Source organism: Actinomyces sp. HMT897 (genome assembly GCF_016626125.1).
GTDB lineage: Bacteria > Actinomycetota > Actinomycetes > Actinomycetales > Actinomycetaceae > Actinomyces.
The window spans coordinates 2378173-2401870 of sequence record NZ_CP067336.1 but is presented as its reverse complement, the minus strand read 5'-3'; the positions used below and the strand labels follow the sequence as shown (position 1 = coordinate 2401870).

15 protein-coding genes and 1 pseudogene are annotated in these 23698 nt (G+C 71.7%); 1 reads left to right on the top strand and 15 read right to left on the bottom strand.

From position 1 onward, the window contains the following. Nucleotides 1-2: 2 nt before the first annotated feature. Nucleotides 3-1631, bottom strand: coding sequence for a hypothetical protein (locus JJJ15_RS09385; RefSeq protein ID WP_200510563.1), 1629 nt, complete (start codon nt 1629-1631; stop codon nt 3-5). 115 nt (nt 1632-1746) lie between these two features. Between JJJ15_RS09385 and cas6 the strand changes: the two genes are divergently transcribed. Next, complete coding sequence (gene cas6, locus JJJ15_RS09380) at nt 1747-2577, top strand: CRISPR system precrRNA processing endoribonuclease RAMP protein Cas6 (protein ID WP_200510562.1); 831 nt, start codon at nt 1747-1749, stop codon at nt 2575-2577. Here the strand turns inward: cas6 and JJJ15_RS09375 are convergent. The 14 genes and pseudogenes from JJJ15_RS09375 to dacB all read right to left on the bottom strand — a co-directional run bounded on the left by JJJ15_RS09375 (nt 2511) and on the right by dacB (nt 23625). Then, complete coding sequence (locus JJJ15_RS09375) at nt 2511-5447, bottom strand: hypothetical protein (protein ID WP_200510561.1); 2937 nt, start codon at nt 5445-5447, stop codon at nt 2511-2513. The two genes, cas6 and JJJ15_RS09375, sit on opposite strands and share 67 nt — an antisense overlap. Continuing rightward, nucleotides 5444-5854 carry a hypothetical protein gene (locus JJJ15_RS09370; protein ID WP_129591610.1) on the bottom strand — a complete coding sequence of 137 codons (411 nt, stop codon included), beginning with the start codon at nt 5852-5854 and terminating at the stop codon, nt 5444-5446. Before JJJ15_RS09370 ends, JJJ15_RS09375 begins: the two co-directional genes overlap by 4 nt. Continuing rightward, entirely contained in the window at nt 5851-8103 is a 2253-nt protein-coding gene (locus JJJ15_RS09365) for a hypothetical protein (RefSeq protein WP_200510560.1), read from the bottom strand. Before JJJ15_RS09365 ends, JJJ15_RS09370 begins: the two co-directional genes overlap by 4 nt. A gap of 1 nt (nt 8104) precedes the next feature. Further along, entirely contained in the window at nt 8105-8749 is a 645-nt protein-coding gene (locus tag JJJ15_RS09360; protein ID WP_106110407.1) for a hypothetical protein, read from the bottom strand. 1 nt (nt 8750) lies between these two features. Beyond that, nucleotides 8751-10325 carry an RAMP superfamily CRISPR-associated protein gene (locus JJJ15_RS09355; protein WP_106110406.1) on the bottom strand — a complete coding sequence of 525 codons (1575 nt, stop codon included), beginning with the start codon at nt 10323-10325 and terminating at the stop codon, nt 8751-8753. Next, nucleotides 10322-12601 carry an RAMP superfamily CRISPR-associated protein gene (locus JJJ15_RS09350; RefSeq protein WP_200510559.1) on the bottom strand — a complete coding sequence of 760 codons (2280 nt, stop codon included), beginning with the start codon at nt 12599-12601 and terminating at the stop codon, nt 10322-10324. Before JJJ15_RS09350 ends, JJJ15_RS09355 begins: the two co-directional genes overlap by 4 nt. Continuing rightward, the gene (locus tag JJJ15_RS09345; protein WP_200510558.1) at nt 12598-14643 is read right to left on the bottom strand and encodes a hypothetical protein; all 2046 of its coding nucleotides are present in this window, start codon (nt 14641-14643) and stop codon (nt 12598-12600) included. The genes JJJ15_RS09350 and JJJ15_RS09345 overlap by 4 nt, the downstream gene beginning before the upstream one ends. 2001 nt (nt 14644-16644) lie before the next feature. After that, nucleotides 16645-17712, bottom strand: coding sequence for an IS630 family transposase (locus tag JJJ15_RS09340; RefSeq protein WP_200510557.1), 1068 nt, complete (start codon nt 17710-17712; stop codon nt 16645-16647). 9 nt (nt 17713-17721) lie between these two features. Next, nucleotides 17722-17955 (bottom strand): CRISPR-associated endonuclease Cas2, encoded by a 234-nt coding sequence (gene cas2 / locus JJJ15_RS09335; RefSeq protein WP_246742271.1) that lies wholly within the window; start codon nt 17953-17955, stop codon nt 17722-17724. Nucleotides 17956-17957: 2 nt separating this feature from the next. Continuing rightward, a pseudogene (gene cas1, locus JJJ15_RS09330) lies at nt 17958-18710 on the bottom strand (CRISPR-associated endonuclease Cas1); the annotation flags it as partial. Between the two features lie 18 nt (nt 18711-18728). After that, nucleotides 18729-19475, bottom strand: coding sequence for a hypothetical protein (locus tag JJJ15_RS09325; protein ID WP_200510555.1), 747 nt, complete (start codon nt 19473-19475; stop codon nt 18729-18731). A gap of 88 nt (nt 19476-19563) precedes the next feature. After that, a complete protein-coding gene (hpt, locus tag JJJ15_RS09320; RefSeq protein WP_106110400.1) occupies nt 19564-20118 on the bottom strand; it encodes a hypoxanthine phosphoribosyltransferase in 555 nt (184 codons plus the stop codon). A gap of 499 nt (nt 20119-20617) precedes the next feature. Continuing rightward, nucleotides 20618-21922: a zinc-dependent metalloprotease gene (locus JJJ15_RS09315; RefSeq protein ID WP_246742003.1), complete on the bottom strand. Its 1305-nt coding sequence runs from the start codon at nt 21920-21922 to the stop codon at nt 20618-20620. A gap of 305 nt (nt 21923-22227) precedes the next feature. Continuing rightward, nucleotides 22228-23625: a D-alanyl-D-alanine carboxypeptidase/D-alanyl-D-alanine-endopeptidase gene (gene dacB, locus JJJ15_RS09310; RefSeq protein WP_200510554.1), complete on the bottom strand. Its 1398-nt coding sequence runs from the start codon at nt 23623-23625 to the stop codon at nt 22228-22230. Nucleotides 23626-23698 lie beyond the last annotated feature (73 nt).

Sequence of the window (23698 nt, the reverse complement as noted above, 5' to 3'; positions counted from 1 at the left end):
GCTCAGGACTCGGCGGACCCTCGATCCAACCGGGACCCCCGGTCCGACCGGGACCGGTGATCCGACCATGACCGGCCCCCAATGAGCACGGTGAGCGCCAGCCCCACGCCGATACTGGCCAGGATCATGCCCGCCAGGAGGAGCCAGGCCAGCCACCCCCGGTCCCCCACGCCGCGGTCCGGGTCCCAGTTGACCCACAGCTCCAGCACGACGCTCAGCGGCACCCCCACGAACGCCAGGACGGCCAGGGCCTTCTCCATCACCCGGCTGGAGCGCTGGCGCTCGAGCTCAATGCGCTGCTCCTGACGCCCCAGCAGGTTCTGGACGCTCTCACGGAGCTGGTGGACCTGCTCCACGACCTGCTGGACGGAGCGCTCCAGCCCGCCGGTGGCCTGCATCCACCGCAGGAGCCGGTCGCCCAGGGGCGCGTCGGTGACGTCGGTCCACCACTCCCCGGCCAGGAAGACCACGGCCTCGCTGTCCAGCGTAATGGCCTTGTCGATAGCCGCGTCGAGCGTCGGCACGGCCTGCTCCCCGGGGGCCGGGTCTGCTCCCCGCCCTCGTGCCGCCTGGTCCGCGTCCCCGACATCGGCATGCGGCCGGTGGCGCGCACCCGTGGTAACCCCCTCAGCGGTCGAGCCCACCAGGGAGCGCAGCTCGGCGGCGGCCTGCCCCAGACGGCTGGAGAGCTCCTTGACCCGCGCCCGGCCCAGCAGCACCAGGAGGTAGATGTCCAGGTGGGTGGTGACCATGGCCAGGCGCCCGCGCGGCCCCCAGGCGTCCTCCTGGCGCTGTACGTAGGCGACGACGTTCTCGTTCATGGTCACCGACCAGCTCTGCGAGAGCAGGTGGGTGGCGCCGCGCACCTCGGCCAGCTTCTCCTCCCCCAGCTCCGTGGAGATCGGCGTGGGCAGCCACGCCATCTGCCACCCGACGACGACGCACTCATGCACGCCCAGCCGCGCCCCCGCCGGCAGCGGCCTCATCCCGGCGAGGACCTCCTGGCCCAGGGGGAGGCGCGCGGACGCCCCCTCCACCGCCGCCACGGCGTCGCGGTAGGGGACCCAGACCACGGTGAACAGCGGGACCGTGCGGTCGCTCATGGCGTTGTACTGGAGCCTGAAACCGACGTCGTGCGTGGTGTGCGCACCCAGCAGGTCCCCGACCACGGCAAGGAAGTTCTCCCGGTACCTGCTCTGGAAGAGGTCGTGGAGCGCCCGCTGCGGCAGGCTGGCCGCACGTGCGTGGACCACCACCATAAAGGCCGTCCCCGGCACCGACTGCGTACCGATATGGAGCACCTCGAGGGCGCCGAGAACCAGGACGCACCCGTCAGGCAGCATTAGCTCAGGAGCCTCCTGCGCGTTGAGGACGACGTGGTGGCGGACGTCGTTGTCCAGCAGCCTCTCGGCGACCTCCCGGTGGAGCACCTGCCGCCTGACGTCACGGGGGCTCTTGGCCCCGGCCCGGGTGCGGAAGGTGGCGGTCCCCGTGTGCCACGGACGGCCCGGGCCGGCTGGGAAGGCCTCGTCCCAGCACCGGTCTGCGTGCCCCTCGATAACGATCACCAGGCGTGCGTCACCGGGGCCACCGACATTCATAAAGGCTGTCACGGCAGGCTCAGGGCTCATGGGTCTACTGTGTCACATGCCAGGTACCGCGCACGTCGTGTGACACGGTGGCCTGGCAGCGGTCCGGCCCTCACCCCGGCAGCGGTCCGGCCCTCACGGGCCAGGAAGGTCAGTCATGCCCACCACCGTCTTTATCGAGTTCGACTCCCCCGCCCCCGTGGAGGCCACGCCCCGCCGCCTGCACGCGGCCTGGGGTCGGGTGCTGGACCTGCCTGAGGGCGTCAGCCCCGAGCGGGCCCGGTCCCTGCCGGCCCTGGCGCCCCGGCCCCCGCACGCCCTGGGCGGCCCCAAGCCGTACTGCGTGGGGCAGACGACGGCGTCGGGCAGGACGTACGGGTTCGAGCTGCGGTTCCTGGACGACCGCCTGGTGGACACCCTCGACGGCTGGCTCACCTGGGGCGGCGTGCTGCCGGTAGGTGACGGGGGCCGGGGCACCGTGGCCCTGGCGGCGCGCAGTGCCCAGGTGGTGGAGCATCGCACCTGGGCCGAGCTGGAGGCGCAGGACACCGACACGTCATGGGTGGTGCGACTGCTCACCCCCACGGTGTTCTCGAGCCGGGGCAGGCACGTGCCCGGCGTCTCACCAGCCTCCCTGGCGGCGAGCCTGCACGCCCGCTGGTGCGCCTACAGCCCGACGGGACCGCTGCGCCTGCCCGACCGCCAGGCCCTGGCGGAGGCGCTCACCACCGTGGACCGTACCGAGCCCGTGGAGGTGGGCCTGGCCATGCCGCGCGGTGACGGCCGGGGCAGGCTCTCCGCGAACCGGATCGTGGCCTACGAGGGCGAGCTGCGTATTAGCGCACGCCCCGGGGCGACAGCGCAGGTCCTCTCCCGGCTCATGGCCCTGGCCTGCTTTACCAACGCCGGATCGCACACCGCCTACGGCATGGGGGTGGTGGACGTGGAGGCGGGCGCGCAGCCCGACGGGGACGCGCTCACCAGCTGACCCATCTTCTCATCGAGGTCAGCAAGCCGCTGCGCCCAGTCGTCAGGCTCGACGCCGTGCTTGTCACGCACCGCCGCGACGGCGCGCTCCAGCAGCTCCGGGTAGTCAACCCCCTCAAAGGTGTCCCCGGGCGGGACGTTCTCACGGCCCCAGCCTGCGAAGGTAATAGCGCAGGCGACGGCGAACGGATCCTTATCGCCCGGCCCGTGGGTGACCGTGGTGTTATCGCGCACGCGCACCACTACACGGAGAAGGTCCGCCGCCTTTGCTCTCTTCCAGGATTCCAGGTTGTCCACGTTGGACTTCTGGAGGACACAAGCGTGGCGTCTCGGGGGGTCGGCAATAAGCTCGCCGACTATGGTCATAAGGCGTGCCCGGGCATCGGGCTTGGTGACAGAAGGCCACATCCGGGCCACACCGCACATGACCGAGAGCAGCCGGGGGGCGTAGACGTCAATGTCGTCAGCACCCGCTGGCTCCGCGAGCCCACGGGCCAGGTCCTGGGCCTGGTCGGCCAGCGAGGCCGCCTCGGGGGATCCCAGGCGCAGGAGGCGCGCGGCGGTGAGCAGGTCCAGACGCCGCAGGCAGAAATGCGCAGCCTCGATCAGGACCTGGCGCGCGTCCTTATCGAGCCCGAACTGGTGGGTCGTCAGGTGCTCACGCCCCTGGGAGGACTGCGAGCTGGCAGGCGGGCGCGTGGTGCCCGAGACCAGGAAGACCGGCACCCCGTGCCCAGCCCCGTACTCCTGGGCGACCCGCAGTGCCGCGAGCAGGGCCTGCTTCTCCCCCGCCGCGTAGACGACCACCGCCCGCGGCCGGGGGTCCAGGGAGTCGAGCCAGTCCTTGACACCCTCACGCAGGCCGTTAAAGGCCGCCATCTGGCGTCTGCCGTCCTTATACCGACTAAAAGCCGTCCCGTAAGGGGTCACCCGCACGTCAGCGGGCTCCCAGTGGGCAGCCAGCCCCTGGTCCTGGCTAGAGGACCACCTACACCAGGTCGACGCTGCCGGTGCCGTCGAAGAGCCCTGGTCCTGGCCGGAGGGCCACGTACCCGGGCCCCTCCCGGCCAGGCCGTCGGGCCCGGAACCCTCACCCGCCGGGTGGCCCTCTGGCCTGGCGGTCAGGCACCTGATCTTCTGCCTCTCCTTCTGGGCGTAGTCCTCCATGTCCTGGGAGGCCAGGAGCATGAGGTGGAGCGTGAACGGCCCGCCGCTACCCGTCGCCTGGCGCACCTGGGCCAGATCCTCTGCGTGAGGCAGGCCGTGGAGAATCTGCTCCGCCGGGGAGGGGCGGGTCCACCCGGTACCGCGGTCGCTCTGGGGGCGGGACTGCGCGCAGACCATGGCAATGTCCCCGCCCGGCCACGACAGCCAGTCGGGCCGCTCGATCCCGCAGCTGCTCAGCAGGTCGGCCACGCGGTCCACCGGGCTCACGGCCGCCCCAGGGTAGCCCCCGGACCGGGGCCCGGCGCCCGGGTCTGTCCCATTGTCCGGGCCGGTCTTATTGTCCGGGCTGGTCCCGGCATCCACCCCGGCCTCCGCCTGATCCTTAAGGTCTTCCTGGTCGCCTTCGGTGCCCGGGCTGGTCCTGGAACCGGTTCCCGCCCCAATGACACCGAGCTCGTGGGTGGCGCGCTTGCCGATATCATTGAGCCAGCCCTTGGTGCGCAGCCACTCGTCGTGCGGCAGGAGCACCCTGCCCCGGCTCCGTTTCTTCTCCAGGTTCCCCAGGACGCGGCCGAGCATGCGGTCTCGGTTTCCCTGCCTCACCTGGTCGGTAACCTGCTCGGGGGCCTCCCCGGAGTCCCTCATGTACTGCTCCCTGCGACTGCGGTACTCGGCCACCAGCCAGGCCCTGGCCGCCATCCCCGCTGCCTGGTCCCCCCGGGCGAGGTCGCACAGCAGGAGCTCACCGAGGTCGTGCGACGTCGGGTGGCCTCTATCCCCTGCCGCCCGGCGCGCTACCTGGACGGCGGCCTTGACGACGTCGTCGTTGTCGCGGTCCTCCAGGCAGGTGGGCAGCCCCAGGCCCAGGAACCAGCCCCGCTCCGGGTGGTGTGCCGTCACCCCGGTGACGGACATGTCCTCGATACGGGCGGGCCCGCTCTCACCGGCCAGGATCAGGGACCACTCGTCGGCCTGGGCGGCGGCCACGGTCCCCGCGAGGGACAGTGAGAAGGCGGTCGCGCCCGAGCCGAAGGCGAGCGCCACGTGGCCGCAGTAGTCGGTCAGGCGGTGGTCGACCTGGCTCATGAGGTCCTCCAGCTCCCCCAGGTCCGCTACCAGGACCGGCTCCCGGAGCCGGAGCGTGGCGCCGGTGCGGTCGCGCAGCCCGGCACGCACCCCGGGCTCACTGAGGCACTCGTGCACGGCCCTCAGGTACGGCTCGGTGGCCCCGCGTCCCTTACGGGTGGCCACGAGCAGCAGGTCAATGTCCGCGCGCCCGCACTGGACGAGCGCCTTAAGGTACTTGTACAGCGGCGTCCCCTCGTGAGGGCGGACGATCTCGACCCGGTCGGCCTGCTCCGCGGTCTTGGCGTCGGGGTGGACGCCGTCAAGGAGCGCCTGCACCACGCGCCGGACAGCCTCCTCAGGAAGGGTCTGCTCGGTGGGGGGCTCCGTCCCAGGGGCTGGCCTACCGTCCGGACGCCGGGGGCTTGGGCTCATGACCGCGTCGCCGACGGCAGCCCTACCGTCCGGGCGCCGGGGGCCCGGGCCGTCACCGGCCGGCTCGCGGGACGACCGGAGGCGCCCCGCCAGGGCCCTCAGCTTCTCTGCCCTGCGCAGGGCGTACAGGTCCAGCTCACCGGCGTTCCTGCCAGTGCCGACGCCAAGGTCCGAGCGGCCGACGACGTGAATGAGCATGGTCATGGCAAGCTCTTCCTCCCGCTCTGGCCGGGAGGGGGTCCCACCGTGGCCAGGCCGCGAGCGCCGACGGGGCGCCCGGCCGTATCGCGGACGAGCTCGTGGGGCCAGGCCAGGTCGTCCCGCTGCGGGCAGTGCTCAGCGACGACCCTGCTGGTGACGTACAACACTCCTGGTTGCGGGTCGGGCAGGGGCGGGTCGAGCCCTACCAGGCCCTCCCCGTAGGTGAGGGACAGCGTCACCGGCGTCTCCTCCCCGGTACCGTCCCCGGCACCGAGGGCGCCCACGGTGACCGTGGTGCCACCGCCCAGCACCAGGCGGGGGACCGTGCCCGACGGCGGCAGGACCAGCTGCTGCCCGTCGCCTATGAGCACCACCTCGTGCGGGTTGAGGTTGACCAGTCTGTAGCTCACCATCGACGGCCCCCGTGGCCCCCACGGCCCCCGTAGCCTCCGCGCCGCTGCGGCGGGCCCGGGACCTGCCTGCCCTGTCGCCGGGCCGGGTTCTCAATACTGAGCGGCCTCGGGGGGTCCGCCAGTGGTGTGGGGGACTGCCCGCGTCCTTTCTTGGGCCTGCCCTCCTCGGTCTGGTTGTTGGCCCGGTTCTCCTTCAGGCTCATGTAGCGTACGGGGACCCCGTCGGTGTAGCCGTAGGCCGCACGCTGCATGGCCCTGACCCAGGGGCGCCGGTCCAGGACGTCCAGGACGCCGTCGGACAGGGTGGGAGGCGGAGTCGTGGGCACCACCCCCAGGCACCCCTCCAGGCTGCGGTAGCCGTCCGCCAGGGCCTGCCCGGTGTGGACGCGCACGCCGCCCTCGGGGACCTCCACCTTGACCACCCCCAGCCCCAGCGGCTTGCCCAGGCCCATGCGCATAAAGCCCACGGCCTGCCCGGTGCGCTCGGAGGCCGGGACGAGGTTTCTGGGGTCCAGCAGCCACAGGAGCGCTGCGAGCTCCTCGGGCTCGACGTCGTCCACCCGCAGCCGGCAGGTCAGGACGCTGCCCGTCTCCAGCCAGTCGCGCACGCGCAGGCGCACCGTGTCCGCGGGGACGTCCAGCCCCTCCTGGGGCGGCACGCTCGTGGCCTCCCGCGGCAGTCCCTTCCTCCCCAGGACGCCCCGGTGGACCGGGTAGGCGGCCAGGCCCAGGTACTGACCCGGGATAAAGAAGAGCCTGGGGCGCGGCAGGGGACGGCCACCGTCGGCCGGTGTCCGGCCGGTCTCGGAGTCGGTCAGGAACCGCCGTGCCGAGGCGGGCTTGGGGCTGAGGAGAGGCGCCAGGAGCTCACCCCTGCCGCGCGTGACCTGGGCCTGACTCGTGTCCACGACCCCGACGGCGACCCGCCCCCTGGCGGCCACGTCGCCCCCGACGGCCCCCTCCGGGGCGTCCTGGACGACATAGCCAAAGAGCCGGTCCGCCGCGCTGGCCTCACAGCGGGAGGCCAGGGGGAGGACCCCCTGGGCGCGTCCCAGGTCCTGGGGGGAGAAGTCGTAGGCGCGTCGTCCGATCATGGTGGGGACGAGCTGGACCACCTTGTGCGCCACGCCCCTGATAAGGGTGTTGTCCTCCCGGTAGCTCTCCTCTCCCAGCAGCGCGTAGGCGAGGTCGCCCTCGGCGAGCCCCGGGTGCCCCGCCTCCTTGCCGGCGAGGGCCTTCTCGGTCACCCGGTTGGCCCTCTGGGTCCGGCCCGCCCTGACCTGCCGGCGTTCCTCCTCCTCGCGCTGCTCACGGTAGCTGTTGGCCACAATGGTGTAGCCCCTGGCCACCTCGGGGGTAATGGTGACGGTCAGCGGCTCCTTCTCGGTGGTGAAGAACACCCGTTCGTAGCGTTTCTTCTCGTACAGCAGCCAGGGCTGCTCCGCGTCCTGGTCGCTCGCGGTCCGGTAGACGTACCCGGTCACGTCGTACTCGTTCATGTACTTGGGAATCGCGGACTCCCCGCCGACGGTAAAGGCCTCCTCCGGCTCCGCCTCCCCGACCCCCAGGTGGGTCACGTGCCAGAAGGCGTACCTGCCGCTGCCGTGCACGTACAGGGCCAGGTGGCAGCGCAGCTGCTTGCCGTGGTGGGTCATGGCCGTGAGCCTGCGCCCCCTGCCATCCAGGACCAGGGTCGCGCTGCCCTTGTAGCCGGTCTGCATGGCCGCCGCCCGCATGACCGGGATCCTCTTGCCGTCGTGGCTGACGGTCTGTGTGGACGACCCGGCCAGCAGCTCGGCCTCCAGGCTGCCGTCCTCGTTGACCCTGGTCACCCGCAGGGGCACGAGCCGCAGGGAGTCGGCGGCGTCGGAGCGGTAGGTGAGGCGGTCGGCACGCGGCTGGAGGGCACGGAACCGTGAGGCGGTCAGGGCCTCGTAGGCGCGCGACAGCATGCCCTTGACCATGGTCGGCGGGACCACGACGCCCCCGCTGGTGTCCCGGGGGAGGCGGACGGTGCCCGCCTGCCTGCCGTCGGGTGACGCATCCTGCTCACCCAGGACGAGCGGGGTCATGAGCGTCATACGCAGGTCGATGGTCCCCGACCACCTGCGGGGGTGGAGGCGGTCGTGCCCAGCCGCCTCGTGGTCGGTAAAGAGGGCGGCGGGGAGCCTGCCGCCGTCAACGAGCCGTGCCGCCGCCCGCCGCAGGACCGGGATCCGGTTGACGGCGGAGTGGAACTCACCCATCTCACGTCCACCTTCCTGTCAGGATCTCGTCGGTAAAGACTGTGTTCCCGTAGACCGGCTCCCTGGTAAAGACCTCCAGGGCCGTCATACGGCCGGCTGCGCCGGAGCGGGAGGCGCTGCGGTGCTCCAGGTAGCGGTTCCGGCGGTACCAGCAGCTCTCCAGGGGCAGGCCGGGGGGCGCCGCCTCCCTCGCGCCCTCCCTCGCGCCGGTACCCGCCCCGGCAGGGGCGCCGTCGGCCCTGGGGGAGGTGTACACCCGGATCTCGGCGCACCCCGACCCGTTGAGCCAGCGCAGCTCGTGGGCCGCCACCCCCGGCTCCGGCCCGCCGTCGGGCTGCCAGAGCCGCAGCTCGTAGACGGTGTCCAGCTCCACCACGGCACTGGCGGTGTCCCTCAGGCCGTCCAGCGCCACGGTCCCCAGGACGCGGGTGCCCCGGGTGGTGAACGCCAGTCCCGTCCACTCCCCGGTCCCCAGGCGTCCCAGTACGTGGTCCAAGGTGGCGGCCTCGTCCACCTCCACGCCCCAGGCGCCCTCCTCCAGGGCGGGAAGGTCCCCGGACCTGCCCAGCTCCTGGGCCAGGTCCCGGGCCTGTCTAATGTCCTGGGCGAACAGGCCGGTGTGCCCGGCATCCTGCTCCTGCGTCATCTCACTCACCGTCCTGTGCCGTGCGCGGCGCGTCCACGAGGTAGTCCGTCCAGCCCGCGCCGCCGACGTCGTCGTTCAGGGTGCGCAGGCGGGCCAGGAGGTCGCGGGCGACGCCGGTGCCGCCCTCGGCCCCCGCGCGGATCTCCCAGGGCCCGCCCAGCAGGCTGGTGTCACCGGTCAGGCTCAGGGCCCTGACGCTGACCTCCCCCAGTCCGCGCGTGCCCCGGCTGCCCAGGGGCAGGGTGCCGGTGGCCAGCTCGGCCAGGACCAGCCCCAGCAGGCACAGTGCAGCCCGACGCTGGCCCGGGCCCCCCAGGCGCGCCAGGTCCACTACCAGGGTGATGCTGTCCCACCGCGTGGTGGGGGCGGGCACCTGCTCGGCGTACAGGCCGCCGTCGACCACGCCCCCGGTCCACCTGTCCCCGGCGTTGTGGGTGCGCTTGAGCGTCTGCGTCCGCCCCAGGGCGAGGGTGTCCAGGACGCGCAGCGCACCGCGGCGCTCGGTGCTGCCAAAGAGGGCGTGCACCAGCGGCGGGTCCTCGGCCAGCTGGTCGTGGACGCCGGTGGTGGACCAGTCCGCCTGCCCCGGGAGCTGCTGACCGGCCAGCAGGACGGTGCGTGCGATCCGGCTGGCCCGGCTGCGCAGGGCGCCGCGCACGGAGCTGCCGGGCAGGACCAGGGTGCCGGCGTCCTGGGGGTCGCGGCCCTTGCGGGAGCGTGTCCGCAGAGGGAGGGTGTCCACGGTCTCCTGGTCGCCCCTCTGCTCCTTGTCCCGGGGCTCGGCCACCAGGATGCCGGTGGGGCTGTCCCAGGTCACGGTCACGGTGAGCTGCCCCGGGTCGGGCGGCGCCACCAGGGGGACGGCCACGGTACTGCCCCTGCCGTCAAGGAGGGCGAGCAGGCCGTCGGGGCCGTCCAGGCGGTAGCGGGCGACGTCCACGCTCCTCGTCCCGGCGTCACTGAGCCGCACCCCGCCCCACCCGGCGTTCTGGCGCCCGCCCAGGCTGACGCGCCCGGCCTGGAGCAGCCCCAGGACCTGGCCCAGCAGCCTCTCCAGGCCCTGGGGGTCGCCGTCGTCGTGGACGCTGCCGACCTGGCCGGACAGGTGCAGCCTGAGCGCTACGCCGGCGGGCACGATCTCGTGGCTGAACAGGGCGGTGTCCCCGGCGCTGCCCCAGTAGCGGTCTACGGCGTTGCCCATCCGCTCCACCATCTCCACGCCGTCGAGCGCGATCGTGTGGACCCTCAGGGAACCGGCACGCTCCGGGCCGCCCCACAGGGGCAGGAGCCGGTCAGAACCGGCTGGCTCCGTGTCGTCCCCACCGGCCCGCCCGCCGTAGGCCCTCACCCAGGCGGCCCGCAGGGCGCCCTTGACCGAGCGCCCGGGAAGGACCGGACGACCGCAGCCGTCGCGGACGAAACGCCGCGGCTCGCTCTCGCGCCGGGGCGCCTCCTGGCCCGGTCCCGGCCGGGAGCGGCGGGACGGGGAGCGGTCGACCTGGTGCTCGGCCCCGCCGGAGTGCAGGGGCGAGGTGGTGACCAGACGCAGGTCCACCTCGTAGCGGGTCACGCTCATTGTCCCTGCCCTTCCGTGGTGAAGTCGGACTGCTGGAGGACGCGCGCCCGGATGACGTCCGGGCCCGGCCCCAGGAACGGGTGCCCCACGGCGATACGCCCGTAGCCCTGCTCCCGCAGCAGCCCGACGCCGTCACGCTCCAGGCGGGCCAGGCGGCGGCGCAGCGAGCCCATGGCACCGGGGTCGGTGGGGCGCACGCGGAGGGTGGAGCCCGCCTGGACGGCGACGCGGCTGGCACGGGGCTGCTGGTCGGCTGCCGACCAGCCGTCCACCCGCCGGTAGCGCAGGCCCGCCGAGTAGCGGGCGTCCTGGGCCCGGCCGACCACCGCGGGCAGGCCCGGGGAGCCGCCGGGGCGAAGGGCGCGGGCACCCCCGGGGCCCCGAGGGGCCGGGGTGAGGTGGGGGCCAGGGGCGAGGGGGCCCGAGGAGCCGACGAGCTCCAGCTCGATGCCCCCTCCCAGGGCGCGCAGCAGGCCCGTCATCCCGTCCACCGGGCCCAGGCGGGGCGAGCGCAGCAGCAGGTCCGAGGTGCACCAGACGGTCACGGCGTCCCCGGCGGCGTCATCCGCGCCTCTGGCGTCACCCGCACCTCCAGCGCCACCCGCACCTCCGGGGGCGCCACCGGGACCCGAGCGGCTGGTGGCCCGCCCGCCCTCGGGGTGGCCCCCGGCCTCAGGGTGGCCCCCGGCCCTAAGACCGGTGTCAGCCCGCCCGGCCTGGCAGACGACCTGCCCGTAGCTCCCGGAGAACCGCCGCGAGCCGAGTCGGGCGGGGACGGACAGGAGCTCGGCCAGGCGGGACCCGACGGCGTCGTACAGGTCCGCCGACAGGCTCACCTGGGCCTGGAGCGTGACCCCGGCGGGGATGGCGCGGACCATAAAGAGCTGTCCGGTGGCGACGGTGCCGGTGGCGGCGTCCATGGCGGTGGACTGCCGCCCGGTCAGGACGGGGGCGCCCAGGCAGACGGTGGGGCCGGAGGCGGTCGCGCTTCCGGGGGCCGTGCCGCCGGGTGCGCCGGTGGCGGCGTCCGCCCTGGGGCCGGGGTAGAAGACGTAGCCGGAGCGCAGGGGGACGTGGACCTCCGACGGCTCGCCGCGGAGCAGTCGGTTCCAGATCTCCAGGGTCTCCTGGCGCGCCCCGGGGACCTTGGGGCGGGAGAGCACCAGGGGTACGGGCAGGCCCCGCACCCCGCCCACCACCGGGGTGGCGTCGCTGACGCGCAGGCGCCCGGTGACCACCGCGTCGCGCACCAGGTCCGAGCCCGCGAAGGCGTGGCGCAGGCGGGAGTGGACCCAGGGCAGCAGGACGGTGCCGCGCAGGAAGTCCAGGGAGCGGACTTCGTTGGAGTAGGGCACGTCGTAGGAGACCAGCGGGGTGGTCAGGACAATGGTGAGGGCGAGCTCGGCCGCCATGGCAGGGCCGGGCTCAGCTGCCGTGGCAGGGCCGGGCCGGGCCGCCATGGCAGGGCGGCCGACGGCACCCGGGGCACCGCTCCGGGCTGCGCCAGCCGGGGCGGGGGCACCCCCACCGGTCCTGGCGGGAGCCGGGGAGGCCAGGCGGGCGGGCTCGCTGGTGGCCAGCGTGGGCAGGTGGGGTGCGCGGACCGCCCCCGGGGCCCGGAGCCGGCGCACGACCTCAGCGCACCACTGCCGTCCCAGCTCGGCGTCGTCGTCGCACAGGAGGGCCTGGCAGGCGCCGTCGCCGTTGGAGCGGTCCGAGCCGACGGCGGTGACGAGCTGGGCGGCCAGGGCCAGCAGGAGCCGGGCGTCCGCGTACTGCCGCGGGCTCCAGGTGACGGGGGTGCGGTCCAGGGTCTCGGTCAGGAGGGTGACGGCGGACTCGCCGACACCGGAGCCGGCGCGCTCCAGGAAGCGCAGGAAGTCGTCCTTGGCGGTCCCGGTCTCCGCGTCAATGGAGACGCCGACGACCTCGTGGGTGGCGGGGCGCGGGCGGCCGTCGGGCGCGGTGGCGGGGGTGACGCTGACCGGGGCGTCGGAGAAGGCGACCAGGCGCGGCTGGGTGGGGGTGCCGAACAGGGTGGTGGCCAGGGCCGCCCAGGGGCCGTCCGGGCGGGCGCCGTCCAGGGCGTGGGCGGCGTTGAGGGCCTGCTCGCGCATGAGCCCGGTGATTACCGTGCCGCGGACGACGGGGCGGCCGTCCCCTCCCCTCTCGATGACGGCGTCCACTCCCCCGGCCACGCCGGCGCCCGTGGCCACGCCCCAGTCGGAGGTCAGGGTCAGGCGGAGGATGAGATCTGTGCTCGGCTCCGGCGTCACTGGTCCTCCTGGGCGGTCGCTGAGGTGGTGCGCTCCCGACCGGCCCCGGGTGCGGCGGCCGGCCTGGCGGAGTCGGCCCCCGTCAGGTAGGACGCTGGGAGGAGGTCGGTGAGCTCAATGAGGTCGAAGACGTAACGGGGGTCGCCGATCGTGTCAACGAGGTCCTCGCCCAGGACCCGGCGGGCGTCCGCCCACTCGTCGGCGATCCTCCCGGTCAGCTCCTCCTGCTCCTCCTGCCTGTCAGTGGCGGCGCGGTCGGAGAGGAGCTTGCGTATACGGGCGGCGCGGGTCTTGGGGAAGGAGGTGGTGCCGGCGTCAGGTCCGGCGCCCGGGGCGTCCGCGGGGGCGGGGCCGTCCCCGGTGTACGCACCCAGGCCCCGGAAGCGGCGGCTGAGGTCGCACATGTGCGCCCACGAGGTGCCCCTCAGGTCGGGCTCGACCAGGTCGGGCTCGACGCTCTGGGATGCGGCAGGCTCGGGGAGGGCGTCGGGGCTGGCGGGCCCGGACGGCGCCTGCGGCCCGGGGTGGGGCGGGAGGGCCGTCGCGTGGTCGTCCCCGGCGTCAGGCGCAGACGTCCCGGCCACGGTGGCGTCCAGGCGGTAGGGGCGGGCGGTGAAGGTCTCGTAGCCCTTGAGCAGCTCCCCGGCGTCGGCCACGGTGGAGTCGAACAGAGCGTGGTAGGTCAGGGTGGAGCACTCCTGCCTCTCGGCCTTGCCGACCTTCTTGGCCTCGGCCACCAGGCGCTCGGCCAGGGTGTAGGCCAGGTGGAAGGGGAAGGGACGCGGGACGACGGCGGCCCCGGCGGCGGCCGTCATGGGGGTGGGGACGCCGTCGCGCCGGGCCCGAGGGCTCAGGTGACGGAGGATCGTGTCCTGGCTGGTCAGCTTCTCGTAGGCGGTCAGGTAGGAGGCCATGAAGGGCAGGGCGTACCGCCCCTCGGTGAGGACCGTGAGGTCGTCCCCGCCCAGGAGGATGGGCACCACGGGGATGACGCCGGTGAGCAGGGGCCCGCCCTCCTGCACGTCCTCGCGACCCGGCCTGCCCTCCTGCTCCAGGGCCCACCACTGGGCGATCTCGCGCCAGGCCCGGAAGAACGACTCCCTGACCACGTAGTCAAGGCGTTCGTTGACGGCCAGGAGGAAGCGGCGCAGCCTCTCGGGCTCGCTGGGCGGCGCGTCGGGCCCGCCGGGCGGCACGGCCCCGCCCGTGCTGGCGGACCGCGGTGGGGGCGGGGACAGGACGGTGTCGAGGTCGTCCGCGGGAATGCTGTCCATGCTCGCCTTAATGTCCCGCATAATGGCGCCCACGCCGTTGCCGTCAATGTGGATGACGGCGATCTTGGACAGGTCGATCGCGGGCCGCGTGGTGGCCGCGTCCTCTCCTGGCGCGTCACCGGCACCCTGCGCCAAGGGGTCGGGGTCGAAGGCGTCCTCCAGGGTCTTCAGGCTCTTGGCCAGGCGTTCAATGAACTCGTCGTCGTGCCTGAAGCTCGTGCTCTCCCGGGCCTGGGCCACGAGCCGGTTACGGGCCTTGAGGGAGCAGGCGCGCTTGACCTGGCTGGGCAGGGAGTAGGCGCGCTCCTCCGGCGGCATGCCACCGAGGATTCTTGAGGCGGGTGCGGCGGGCAGGGAGGAGTCGTCGGCACGCACCAGGTAGGGGATCTGGGCGAAGCGCGCCTCGGCCGGGGGCCGGGCGAGGTTGTAGCGGTTGGCGACGACGTGGATGTCCCTGAGCTCGTCCTCGGTCAGGGACGTGATCTCCTTGAAGACGCCGCTGACGTCCATGCCGGGGGCGAGGGCCAGGACCTGGCGGGTGACGGCGCCAATGAGCCGCCTGGCGCTGGGCTCGTCGGGGACCGTGAGGATGATCTTGCCGGAGGACACCGAGACGGGGGTGGCGTCGATCCCCAGGTCCTGGGCCGCGGCGAGCGTCCAGGGGGCGAGCATGGTCAGCAGGTAGGAGGCGCCAATGTTCTCGCGCTGGCGCGGGGAGGTGAAGACGAACCGCTGGTTACCGTTCGTCTCAAGCATGACCAGGTGCATGGGGACGTCCTCCGGTGGGCTGTGACATGGGTCATCCTGCCACACGGGAGGGCGGTCTGTCTCTCACCCTCGAGCGTGTCGGAGCGCACACTGTTAAGGAGGTGGCTCGGCGTGAGGCACCTCCACGGTGGCTCGGGTGGCGCCCGGGCAGGTCCCGGGTGGCTCCTATACGCCACTCAGCCCCGATGGTCGCAGAGCGGCGTCTCCACGGCGACTCAAGCGGCTCGCGGACGGGCCATGGCAGCCGCGGACGGCTCGCAAGCAGGCCACGGCGGCTCAGATGGCACCCACAGGCAGGCATAGTGGCTCAGGTTGCACCCGGGTGGCTCAGGCGGTTCACGGACGGGCCACGACGGCTCAGGCGGCGCTCGGGTGGCTCGCGGACGGCTCGGGCGGCGCCCACAGGCAGGCCATGGCGGTTCACGGGCGGGCCACGGCGGGTCCCGGATGGGCCATGGCGGCTCAGGTGGCACCTACAGGCAGGCCATAGCAGCTTAAGCGGCGCTCGGGTGGCTCGCGGACAGCTCGGGCGGCGCCCACAGACAGGCCATAGTGGCTCAGGCGGCGCTCGCGAGCGGCCGTCAGCCGGAGTTGCACATTCTTTTTACAAACCGCGATCAGTAAACGGCGGGATCACGCGGATCTTCCCGGCAAACCAGGGCCCGGAAACAGGATGAATGTGCAACAGCGCCCGAGTTGCACATTCATCCTGTCCCCGGACACCCCCCAGGGCGAGAAAACGTTGGAACCACGCCACCGACCCCACCAGGACCCCAGAATGAATGTGCAACACGGCCCCACGCCACCAGCAGGCACCACGACCTCCCACCGGCGACCACCCCCGCCCCCACACGACCTGCACGCTACCTCAACCCGGAAGCAAACACCCCGCGCCCCGACCCCTACAGGACGACACAACCAGCAGATACCCCGACAAGGAAGCCAACCCCGACGGCCCACCTCCGACCCCACCCCCACAACCAGGCCCCTTACCCTGACCACGCCACAGGAGGCCACCTCATGAGACCAGGCCAGAGACGGCCCTCCCGGCAAAGAGGACCAGTGCGGCCGCCTAGGGGAACATTTTGTGCACAAGGTAACCGATTGCGCAGAAAACAACCCAGATTCGTTACCTTCTGCGCAAAACGTCACCCTGTGCACAAAATGTCCCGCCCCGCACAAAACGTCCCCCCACACCACCCTCACCCGCGTGACCAGGAGCCCCGACCCCCGCAAGCAGACCCTGCCCCGTCCGCACCAAGAGGGCTAAAGGGATGCGGGGTGCTCCCTGACCTAAAATGGAAGCGTATTCCGGCACGGTGGATGCCGTGTCTTAATGCACCTAACGGTGCGGGGTGCTCCCTGACTGGCTGGAGGTGATCGCCAGCAACCAGCCATCGTGGGTCTTAATGCACCTAACGGTGCGGGGTGCTCCCTGACTGGCTGGAGGTGATCGCCAGCAACCAGCCATCGTGGGTCTTAATGCACCTAGCGGTGCGGGGTGCTCCCTGACGTGGGACGCGGGTGAGACCGTGGACACCTGCTACTGCGTCTTAATGCACCTAGCGGTGCGGGGTGCTCCCTGACCCTGCCTCTGGGAGCCGCGTGATTGCAACGTTTCCAGGGGCTGGATCGCCACCGGCCTGTGGAGGCCCTTCCGGAGGTGGCCAGAACGGGGCCATTTCTACCACCTTTCGTTGGTATGACGCCACTCGCCACCGACGACCCCGGGAGCGGATCCGGCGCCGGCTTTGGACGAGACCATGCGGAAAAGTGGCGGTCGGGAGGGGTGTCCCGCACCACATCGGTAGTGACCAAGACCACAGACTCGACCGGCCTCAACCCCGCGGGCACCGCACCACGCCCCCTCACCAGATCCCCCGGTACAGGCCCCCGTCGTCGAGCGCGGGCGCCGTGCCGTAGACCTCCATCCGTCCCGCACAGGACGTGCACAACAGACAGAGGTGGACCACGTCGTCGGACTCCTTAATATGGCTGGAATTAAACAAGATCGGTGTGTGGTGGTGTGACTGGGAGGTGCTCGAGGTCGTAGTCGAAGGTGCGGTTGGTGATGTAGGTGGTGAAGGCCGTGAAGGTTTTCTCCGGGGTGTCGCGTTGGAGGTTGGCGATGTTGTTCTTGGCGGCGTTCCACACGTGTTCCGTGGGGTTGTGGTCGGGGGCGTAGGGGGGAAGGTAGATGGGTGTTATGCGTTCCAGGGCCTGGCCGGGGGCGTACAGGTCGGTCAGGGCCCTGGCGTGGTGGAACCTGGCGTTGTCCAGGACGACGGCGATCTTCTTTCCCTCGTCGGTCTCGCGCTGAAGACGGTCCATCATGAGGATGGTCTGCTCGGTGTTCTGGTTTCCCTCGATGGGGTAGATCCTCATCTTCTTGGTCGTCAGGCTCAGTGCCCCGAAGAACGACTGGCTCGCCTTCTCGCGGTCCACGTACAGTTTTGTCCTCCTTCCTCTGGGGAGCCACATGCGTCTTGTCTCGGCCTCGTGCTCGACGCGGACCTCGTCGACGGTGTAGACCTCCCAGCCTTCTTTCAGGAGGCCTGCGACCTGGTGCCGGGTCCCGGTCATCCGCCTGGTGACGGCCTCCTCGTCGCGGCGCTTGTCGAAGGGGTCGGGGAGCTTGAAACTCATTCCCAGGAAGCGCATGAGCAGCCGGTAGGAGGAGTCCGACCTGTACTCGACTCCGAATCTTATCTGCACGACGTCCTTGAGGGCCGGGACGTCCCAGAAGGCGGCCTTGACTCCCGACTCCGAGGGCGGCTTACTGAGAATCTCCTCCAGCTCCTCCTTCTGCGCCCTCTTGAGCTTCGCCGCGTTCTCGTTTCCGGCGTGACCGGTCACCACGGATCCCAGCCTGTACCTCCGCCATTCCGAGAGCCACTCGCGTACCGTCCTCTCGGTCCGCTCGACCATCTCCGCGACGGTGTCCAGGCCGACGCCACGGGCGGCGTACACAATCGCCTCCGCCTTCATCCGAACCAGCTTGTAGGTGTCCGAACGCTTCTTCCACCTGATGAGGACGTCCCGCTCCTCGTTCGTCATGTCGATCTGCACGAGACAATCCTACACGAGATACTCCGAAGACGTCAACCAGGAACCCCGCAGAAGCCACCCCAGAATACCGTTTTGTTTAATTCCGGCCATAATGTCCCTGATCCTACCACGCAGTACCTCAAGGTCAGCGGGCTCGATCCGCAGCTGGAATACTGACTCCTGCAGACGGTACCCCCACCCCTGGAACTCAGCAGCCAGACGTCCCCGCCGGTGGTCAGAGGAGATGTCATAGGCCGCTATCACGGTCACCGCCACGACGCCCCCACCCACTCATAACCAGGTTCCACAATCGCCCGCCCCAGCAACTGGGCCTCGTGGTGCAGGTGACGCCGCCACGTCCCGGAGAAACCCGGCAGCGCCCCCTTGACCTGACGTTGCATAGTAGCCTCGTAACCGTCCACCAACGCCTTCTTACCATCACGGCTCAGCCACACACCCTCACCATCCGGTGAGGGAACCGCGTGCTCCACCCTCAAACGCCCGGTGCGCAGCAGCGCGACAACAGTTCTGTCCACCAACAGCGGCCGGAACTCCTCCATCAGATCCAGGGCGAGGCTGGGGCGTTTGTCCGTGGAGGAGTGCAGCACGCCGAGAGAGGGCTCCAGCCCAGCCGCCAGCAACGCCCCCACGCACTCTCCCAGGAGGATCGCGTAGGCGTATGACAGCGCCGCGTTAGGAAGATCCAGAGGCGGGCGACGGCTCCGGGCGGTAAAACGCATCTCCTCAGGCAACAGCGCGGAGACGCAGGCAAAGTACCGTGCTGACGCCGCCCCCTCCACGCCCATGAGCTCCTGGACGTCTGCAGCGGCACCAGCCTCTCGGACGGCGTCGCGCAGGGCGGAGCAGGTCTCGGTCACGGTCTCGGCCAGCCCCCGCCGTCCCACACGGCGCAGCACATTCGTCTGGTGGCGGAGCTTGGCGCGGACAATAGCACGTGCCAGTGGCAGACACCGGGTGTCGTCCTCGCAGAAGGCGGCCTGGGTCAGGAGCCGACTGGCGTTGGCAGTCGACCGGGACTACGGGGTGTCGTCCTCAGGGCCCAGCCGGGTGGCCGCGTGCCTGCCCGGCCGACGTACCCTGCCCCTCCTGGAGGCCCGGGACGAGGACTGGTACCAGGTGTAGCGCTCCTCCTTGCGGGTGTCGGGGTCGTCACCCAGGTGGCGCTTGGCCTCCTCCAGGTAGCCTGCCCAGTCGGCCCAGCGCAGGACGCGGCGCATACGCCGCATGAGCGGCCCCCGGGCGCGCGCCCGCACCCCCAGGCGGGCGAACCCCGGTAGCCAGATCCGGGGGTCGTCGCTCACCGTGACGAAGACGAACGGCAGGGAGCTTGAGACGGTGGTGTGGACGTTCTCCTGCCGTAGGCTCCCCTCCGCCAGAACCGTCTCCCAGGGCACCAGCACATTCGGCCTCCAGAGGTAGAAGACGTGCGCCCCCTCGCGGTCGAACCAGGTGGCGGACGTACCGAACAGTACGGAGTAGAAGACGACGACCGCGCAGACCGCGGCCGTGAGTATCCCGATCAGGGCAGAGAGGACTACCGACCCCACGTGCGAACGCCAGTCGTGCAGCCATTCCGGGACCTGGCTGACAAAATAGCAGGAGCCGCCGACCCCAAAGGTAAGGAAAAAGAGCAGGCACCCCAGCAGCATGCTCGGCTGCCTGACCGCGGGAACGACAATACGACGCCGTCGCCTCCAGTACAACGGACAGCGCCGCCCCTGAGGCGGATCAAGGGCGTCATACAGGCGGACGGTCTTGCTCATGGGCCTATCATGCCCTACCCCTGAAGGCGCTGGCAGAGGAGCCTGCGACCAGCCACGCGCGGGTGCGCACCTGTCGCCCGCGTCCCCCTCAGTGGTGGTACACCTCAGGCCGCAGGGTGCCAATGAACGACAGGTTGCGGTAGCGCTCGGCATAGTCCAGGCCGTAACCGACCACGAACTCATTGGGAATGTCAAAGCCGACGTAGGACACGTCCACCTCCACCTTCAGGGCCTCAGGCTTGCGCAGAAGGGTCGCAATACGCACGCTGGCGGCCCCGCGTGAGGACAGGTTACCCGCCAGCCACGACAGGGTCAGCCCGGAGTCGATAATGTCCTCCACGATCAGGACGTGCCTGCCGGTCAGGTCGGCGTCGAGGTCCTTGAGGATACGTACCACACCGGAGGACTTGGTGCCCGACCCGTAGGAGGACACCGCCATCCAGTCCATGGGCACGCTACGGTGCAGGCGGCGGGAAAGGTCCGCCATGACGTAGACGGCGCCCTTGAGCACGCCTACGAGCAGCACGTCCTTGTCGACGTAGTCGGCCTCGATCTGGGCCGCCATGGCGTCCAGGCGGGAGGCGATCTCCTCCTCGGTAATGAGCACCTGTGCGAGGTCGCCGTCCATGTCTCCTGCGTCCATCACTTCAGTCCTTCACTGTGTGGCATCTGGCGCCGGTACGGTGTCGGCAACGGCTGGCTCCCGTCGCAGGGTCCTGCCGCAAGGTCCTGCCGCGCATTGCCCGACGGCGGGCAGGTGCCTGCGGGTGCGTGAGGCCCAGCTCCCGCCGTGCAGGTTCCAGCCGACCAGCCGGTCCCGGTGAGGACCAGTGGCCGACGCCGCCAGCAGGGCCCGACGGCTGGGGGCCGGTTCCGCGCCGACACCCCAAGCCTGCCACAGGCTGGCCTCGGCGCATCCTCACCACCTGGTCCGGGATCTGCCCGGGCGAGGACGGGAGGATGACCCGCACCAGGACGGGGTCAGTACTTCCCCAGGCAAGGACGGGAGCCCTCGAAGGCGTCGCCCGCGTGCCGGACAGGCGCTCCCGGCTGCCGTCGGCCGCGAGCTCCCGGCTGCGTCGCCTGCGCGCCGCGGGGCAGGTGCACGCCACGCACAAGGGTGGGACGGGCAGGGACGCGCCCTACCCCAGGACGCGGTCCATCCAGGCGCGGGGGTGCTCCAGCTCCTCGGGGCGGGGCATCATCTCAGGACCGGCCCAGGCGGCGTTGAGGCCCGTGTGCCCCACCCGCTCCACGACCGCACGGGCGAAGGCGGCCCCGGTGGCGTACTGCGCCCTCTTGGCCTCCAGCCCTGCCAGCCGGTAGATCAGGGACCCCAGCCCGAGCCCAGGTCCGACCCCCTGCTCACGTCGGCGTGAGTGCGCCAGGAGCGAGCGCAGACGGTACACCGAGGGCATCTGGGCAGGTTCGACGGCGTCGAGCACCACCTCGGCGTGCCCCTCCAGGAAGGTTAGGGTCGCCACCAGCCGTGCCAGTCGTTCCCGCCCCTCCTCACTGAGTACGCCACCCAGCCTGGCGGGCGTGGGGCCGTCCAGGCGGGCCACGGCCGCGATACGGGTCAGACGTCCCAGGACCGTGGACACCGGGGACGGCCCGGGCTCCGCGCCACCGTGGTCAGAGGAGACCTGGCCAGAGGCCTGACCAGCGGCACCAGTCGGGCTGGCGACCTGCCCGGTGCCGGCCTGACCAGCGGCCTGGTCAGCGGCCTGCCCGGTGGTACCAGCCGGACTGGCGGCCTGGCTGGTACCGACCTGGCTAACGGCACCGAGGACGGCGGCCAGGTCGGAGACGATCTGCTCGGCCAGCCAGGGGGCGACGGCGAGCTGGACGGCATGAGCGGTCTCGTGCAGGCAGATCCAGGCGGGCAGGTCCAGGAGGTCCAGGTCAAGGCGACGCTGGAGCGCCAGGACGTTGGGGGCCACCAGGAGGATCCGGGAGGTCACCAGGTCGGCCTCCGCGGTGGCGGGTCCCGGCCGCCGTCGGCCAGCAGGCCGCTGCCCGGCCATGACCGGGACGACCTGGCCCAGGAGACGGGTGGAGACGGCGCCCAGGGCCCCGGCGAGCTGGACGGTGGCGGGCAGGCACCCCGCCCGTGCGAGCCTGCCGGACAGGCACGGGGCGTCCACCCGCGTCAGGATGCCCTGAAGCGCCTCCGCCGAGGCTCGTTGGAGCCCGGCGCGGTCCACCACCAGGACCTCCGTCCTGTCTGCCGCCAGCTGGGCCGCACGCCGCAGGCCGGTGATCCGTCCGACCCAGGAGGGGGCCTCAATGGCGCTGCGGCGCAGGAGCTCGACCGTGGAGCGGCGCACGGGTGCGGGCACGACCGGCCCCGCGGGGGTCCCCAGGCGCGCCAGGGTAGTGGCGGTGCGCCAGTCCACCAGGTCGGCGGCGCTCGAGGCTGGGGGTATGCCGGTCGGCTCAGTCACGTCGTCAGCCTACGCGGGGCAGGCCCGCAGGCCGGGGACCACCCGCCCGGCGTCCCGGACGGATCGGGCGGCGTGCACCAGGTGGCAGGCAACGTCCGCCAGGTGACAGGCGGCGTAGGCCCAACCGCCGACGCCCCGGACGGATCGCCCCAAGTCACCTGCACCGCGAGGTCCTGGGATTATCCCCGCGCGTGCGGGGTTTACCCGTCGATCAAGGGCTTGACGGTGGGGGCTCAGGGATCATCCCCACGCATGCAGGGGACCACCCCAGGCGTCCCGGGTGCACCGGCCCCGGTGGCGGCGCCTCAGCCCTGGCACCCGCAGGCTGCCAGCGGCCCCGCCAGGTCCTTGTCGATCGCCGTGCGGGCCGCGGTCAGCCCCCCGGACTCAAAGCCGTCCACGACCACGGCAAAGGCCAGGAGCCGCCCGTCCTGGGTGACCACCGTGCCCGTCAGGGAGGCGCTCTGGTCCAGTGAGCCGGTCTTGGCCCGCAGCGTCCCCTCACCGGCAGCCCCCACAAAACGCTCGTTCAGGGTGCCGTCCAGGCCGCCTACCGGCAGGTCCGCCAGGAGGGTCCGCCCCGTCGTGCCGCCCGAGTCCCCGGCCGCGCGGGCAATGACCTGGGCCAGGAGCCGGGGAGGAACCTTGTTGCCCACGGCCAGTCCGGAGGAGTCCAGCAGGACGGTGCGGGTGACGTCGAAGCCGTCCTTGGTGAGCTGGCTCATGACGGCGGCGGCAGCCCCCTCGAAACTGGCCTCCTGGTGGACGGCGGAGGCCAGTAACCGCCCCTCCACCTCGGTCATCGTATTGTCCGAGGACTTGAGCGAGACCTTGAGAATGTCCTCCAGGGGCGCGGACTCGACCTTGGCGAGCTCGACGGCGTCAGCGGGCGAGGCGGCCCGGGCCACCGTGCCGGTGACCGTGATACCGGCCTCGCCCAGACGGGTGACGAAGGTCTGGGCGGCCTCCATGGCCGGGTCGGCGGGGTAGCTACCGCTGTTGTGGTGGGCGGTGACGTCCAGCATGAGAGGCTGGATCTGGGCCACGAAGGCCTCATTACCGGCCTCCCAGGCCGAATTCCAGGCAGGACCCGTGAACAGGGTGTCGTCCAGGGCCACGCTCACGCTGGTGACCCCCTTGGCCGTCAGCTGCTCGGCGGTGGCCCGGGCCAGGTCACCCAGGCCCGCGTGGCCGACGGTGTCACCGGGCTTCCCGGCGTCGGCGGACAGGAGGACGTCCCCGCCACCGACCAGGGTCACCGTGGAGCCTGACAGGGTCGCCGTGGTCGACACCCTGTGGTCCGCGCCCAGGACGGAGAGCACCGACCAGGCGGTGAGGACCTTGTTGGAGGAGGCCGGGGTCAGGGGCGTGTCGGCACCCCGGTCCACCAGCACCTCCCCGGTGGCCACGTCAATGACGCTGACCCCCACCTTGCCCGTGCCCACCAGGGAGTCCGCGGCCAGGGCGTCGGCGTACCTGGTCAGGACGCCGTCGGAGGGCACCGGCGCGTCCGGCGACAGACCAGCCGCCTGCGCGCTCACGAGGGTGCCCGCTGCCGGGGTTGGGAAGGGCTGGATCGGGTAGTCCGCGGCGGCGACCGTCAGGGGCCCCGGGACGAGGTCGAGGGCGTCAGCCAGCCCGTAGTAGCCGCCGACCACGAGCAGCGTGGCAGCGGTAAGGGCTGCGGTGGTGGCCTTGCGCACGAGTCCTCCAGTAGGGTCGGGACGGTCAGGATCTGGTCGGGAGACGCCGTCGTCCGCCTCCGTGGCGGAACGG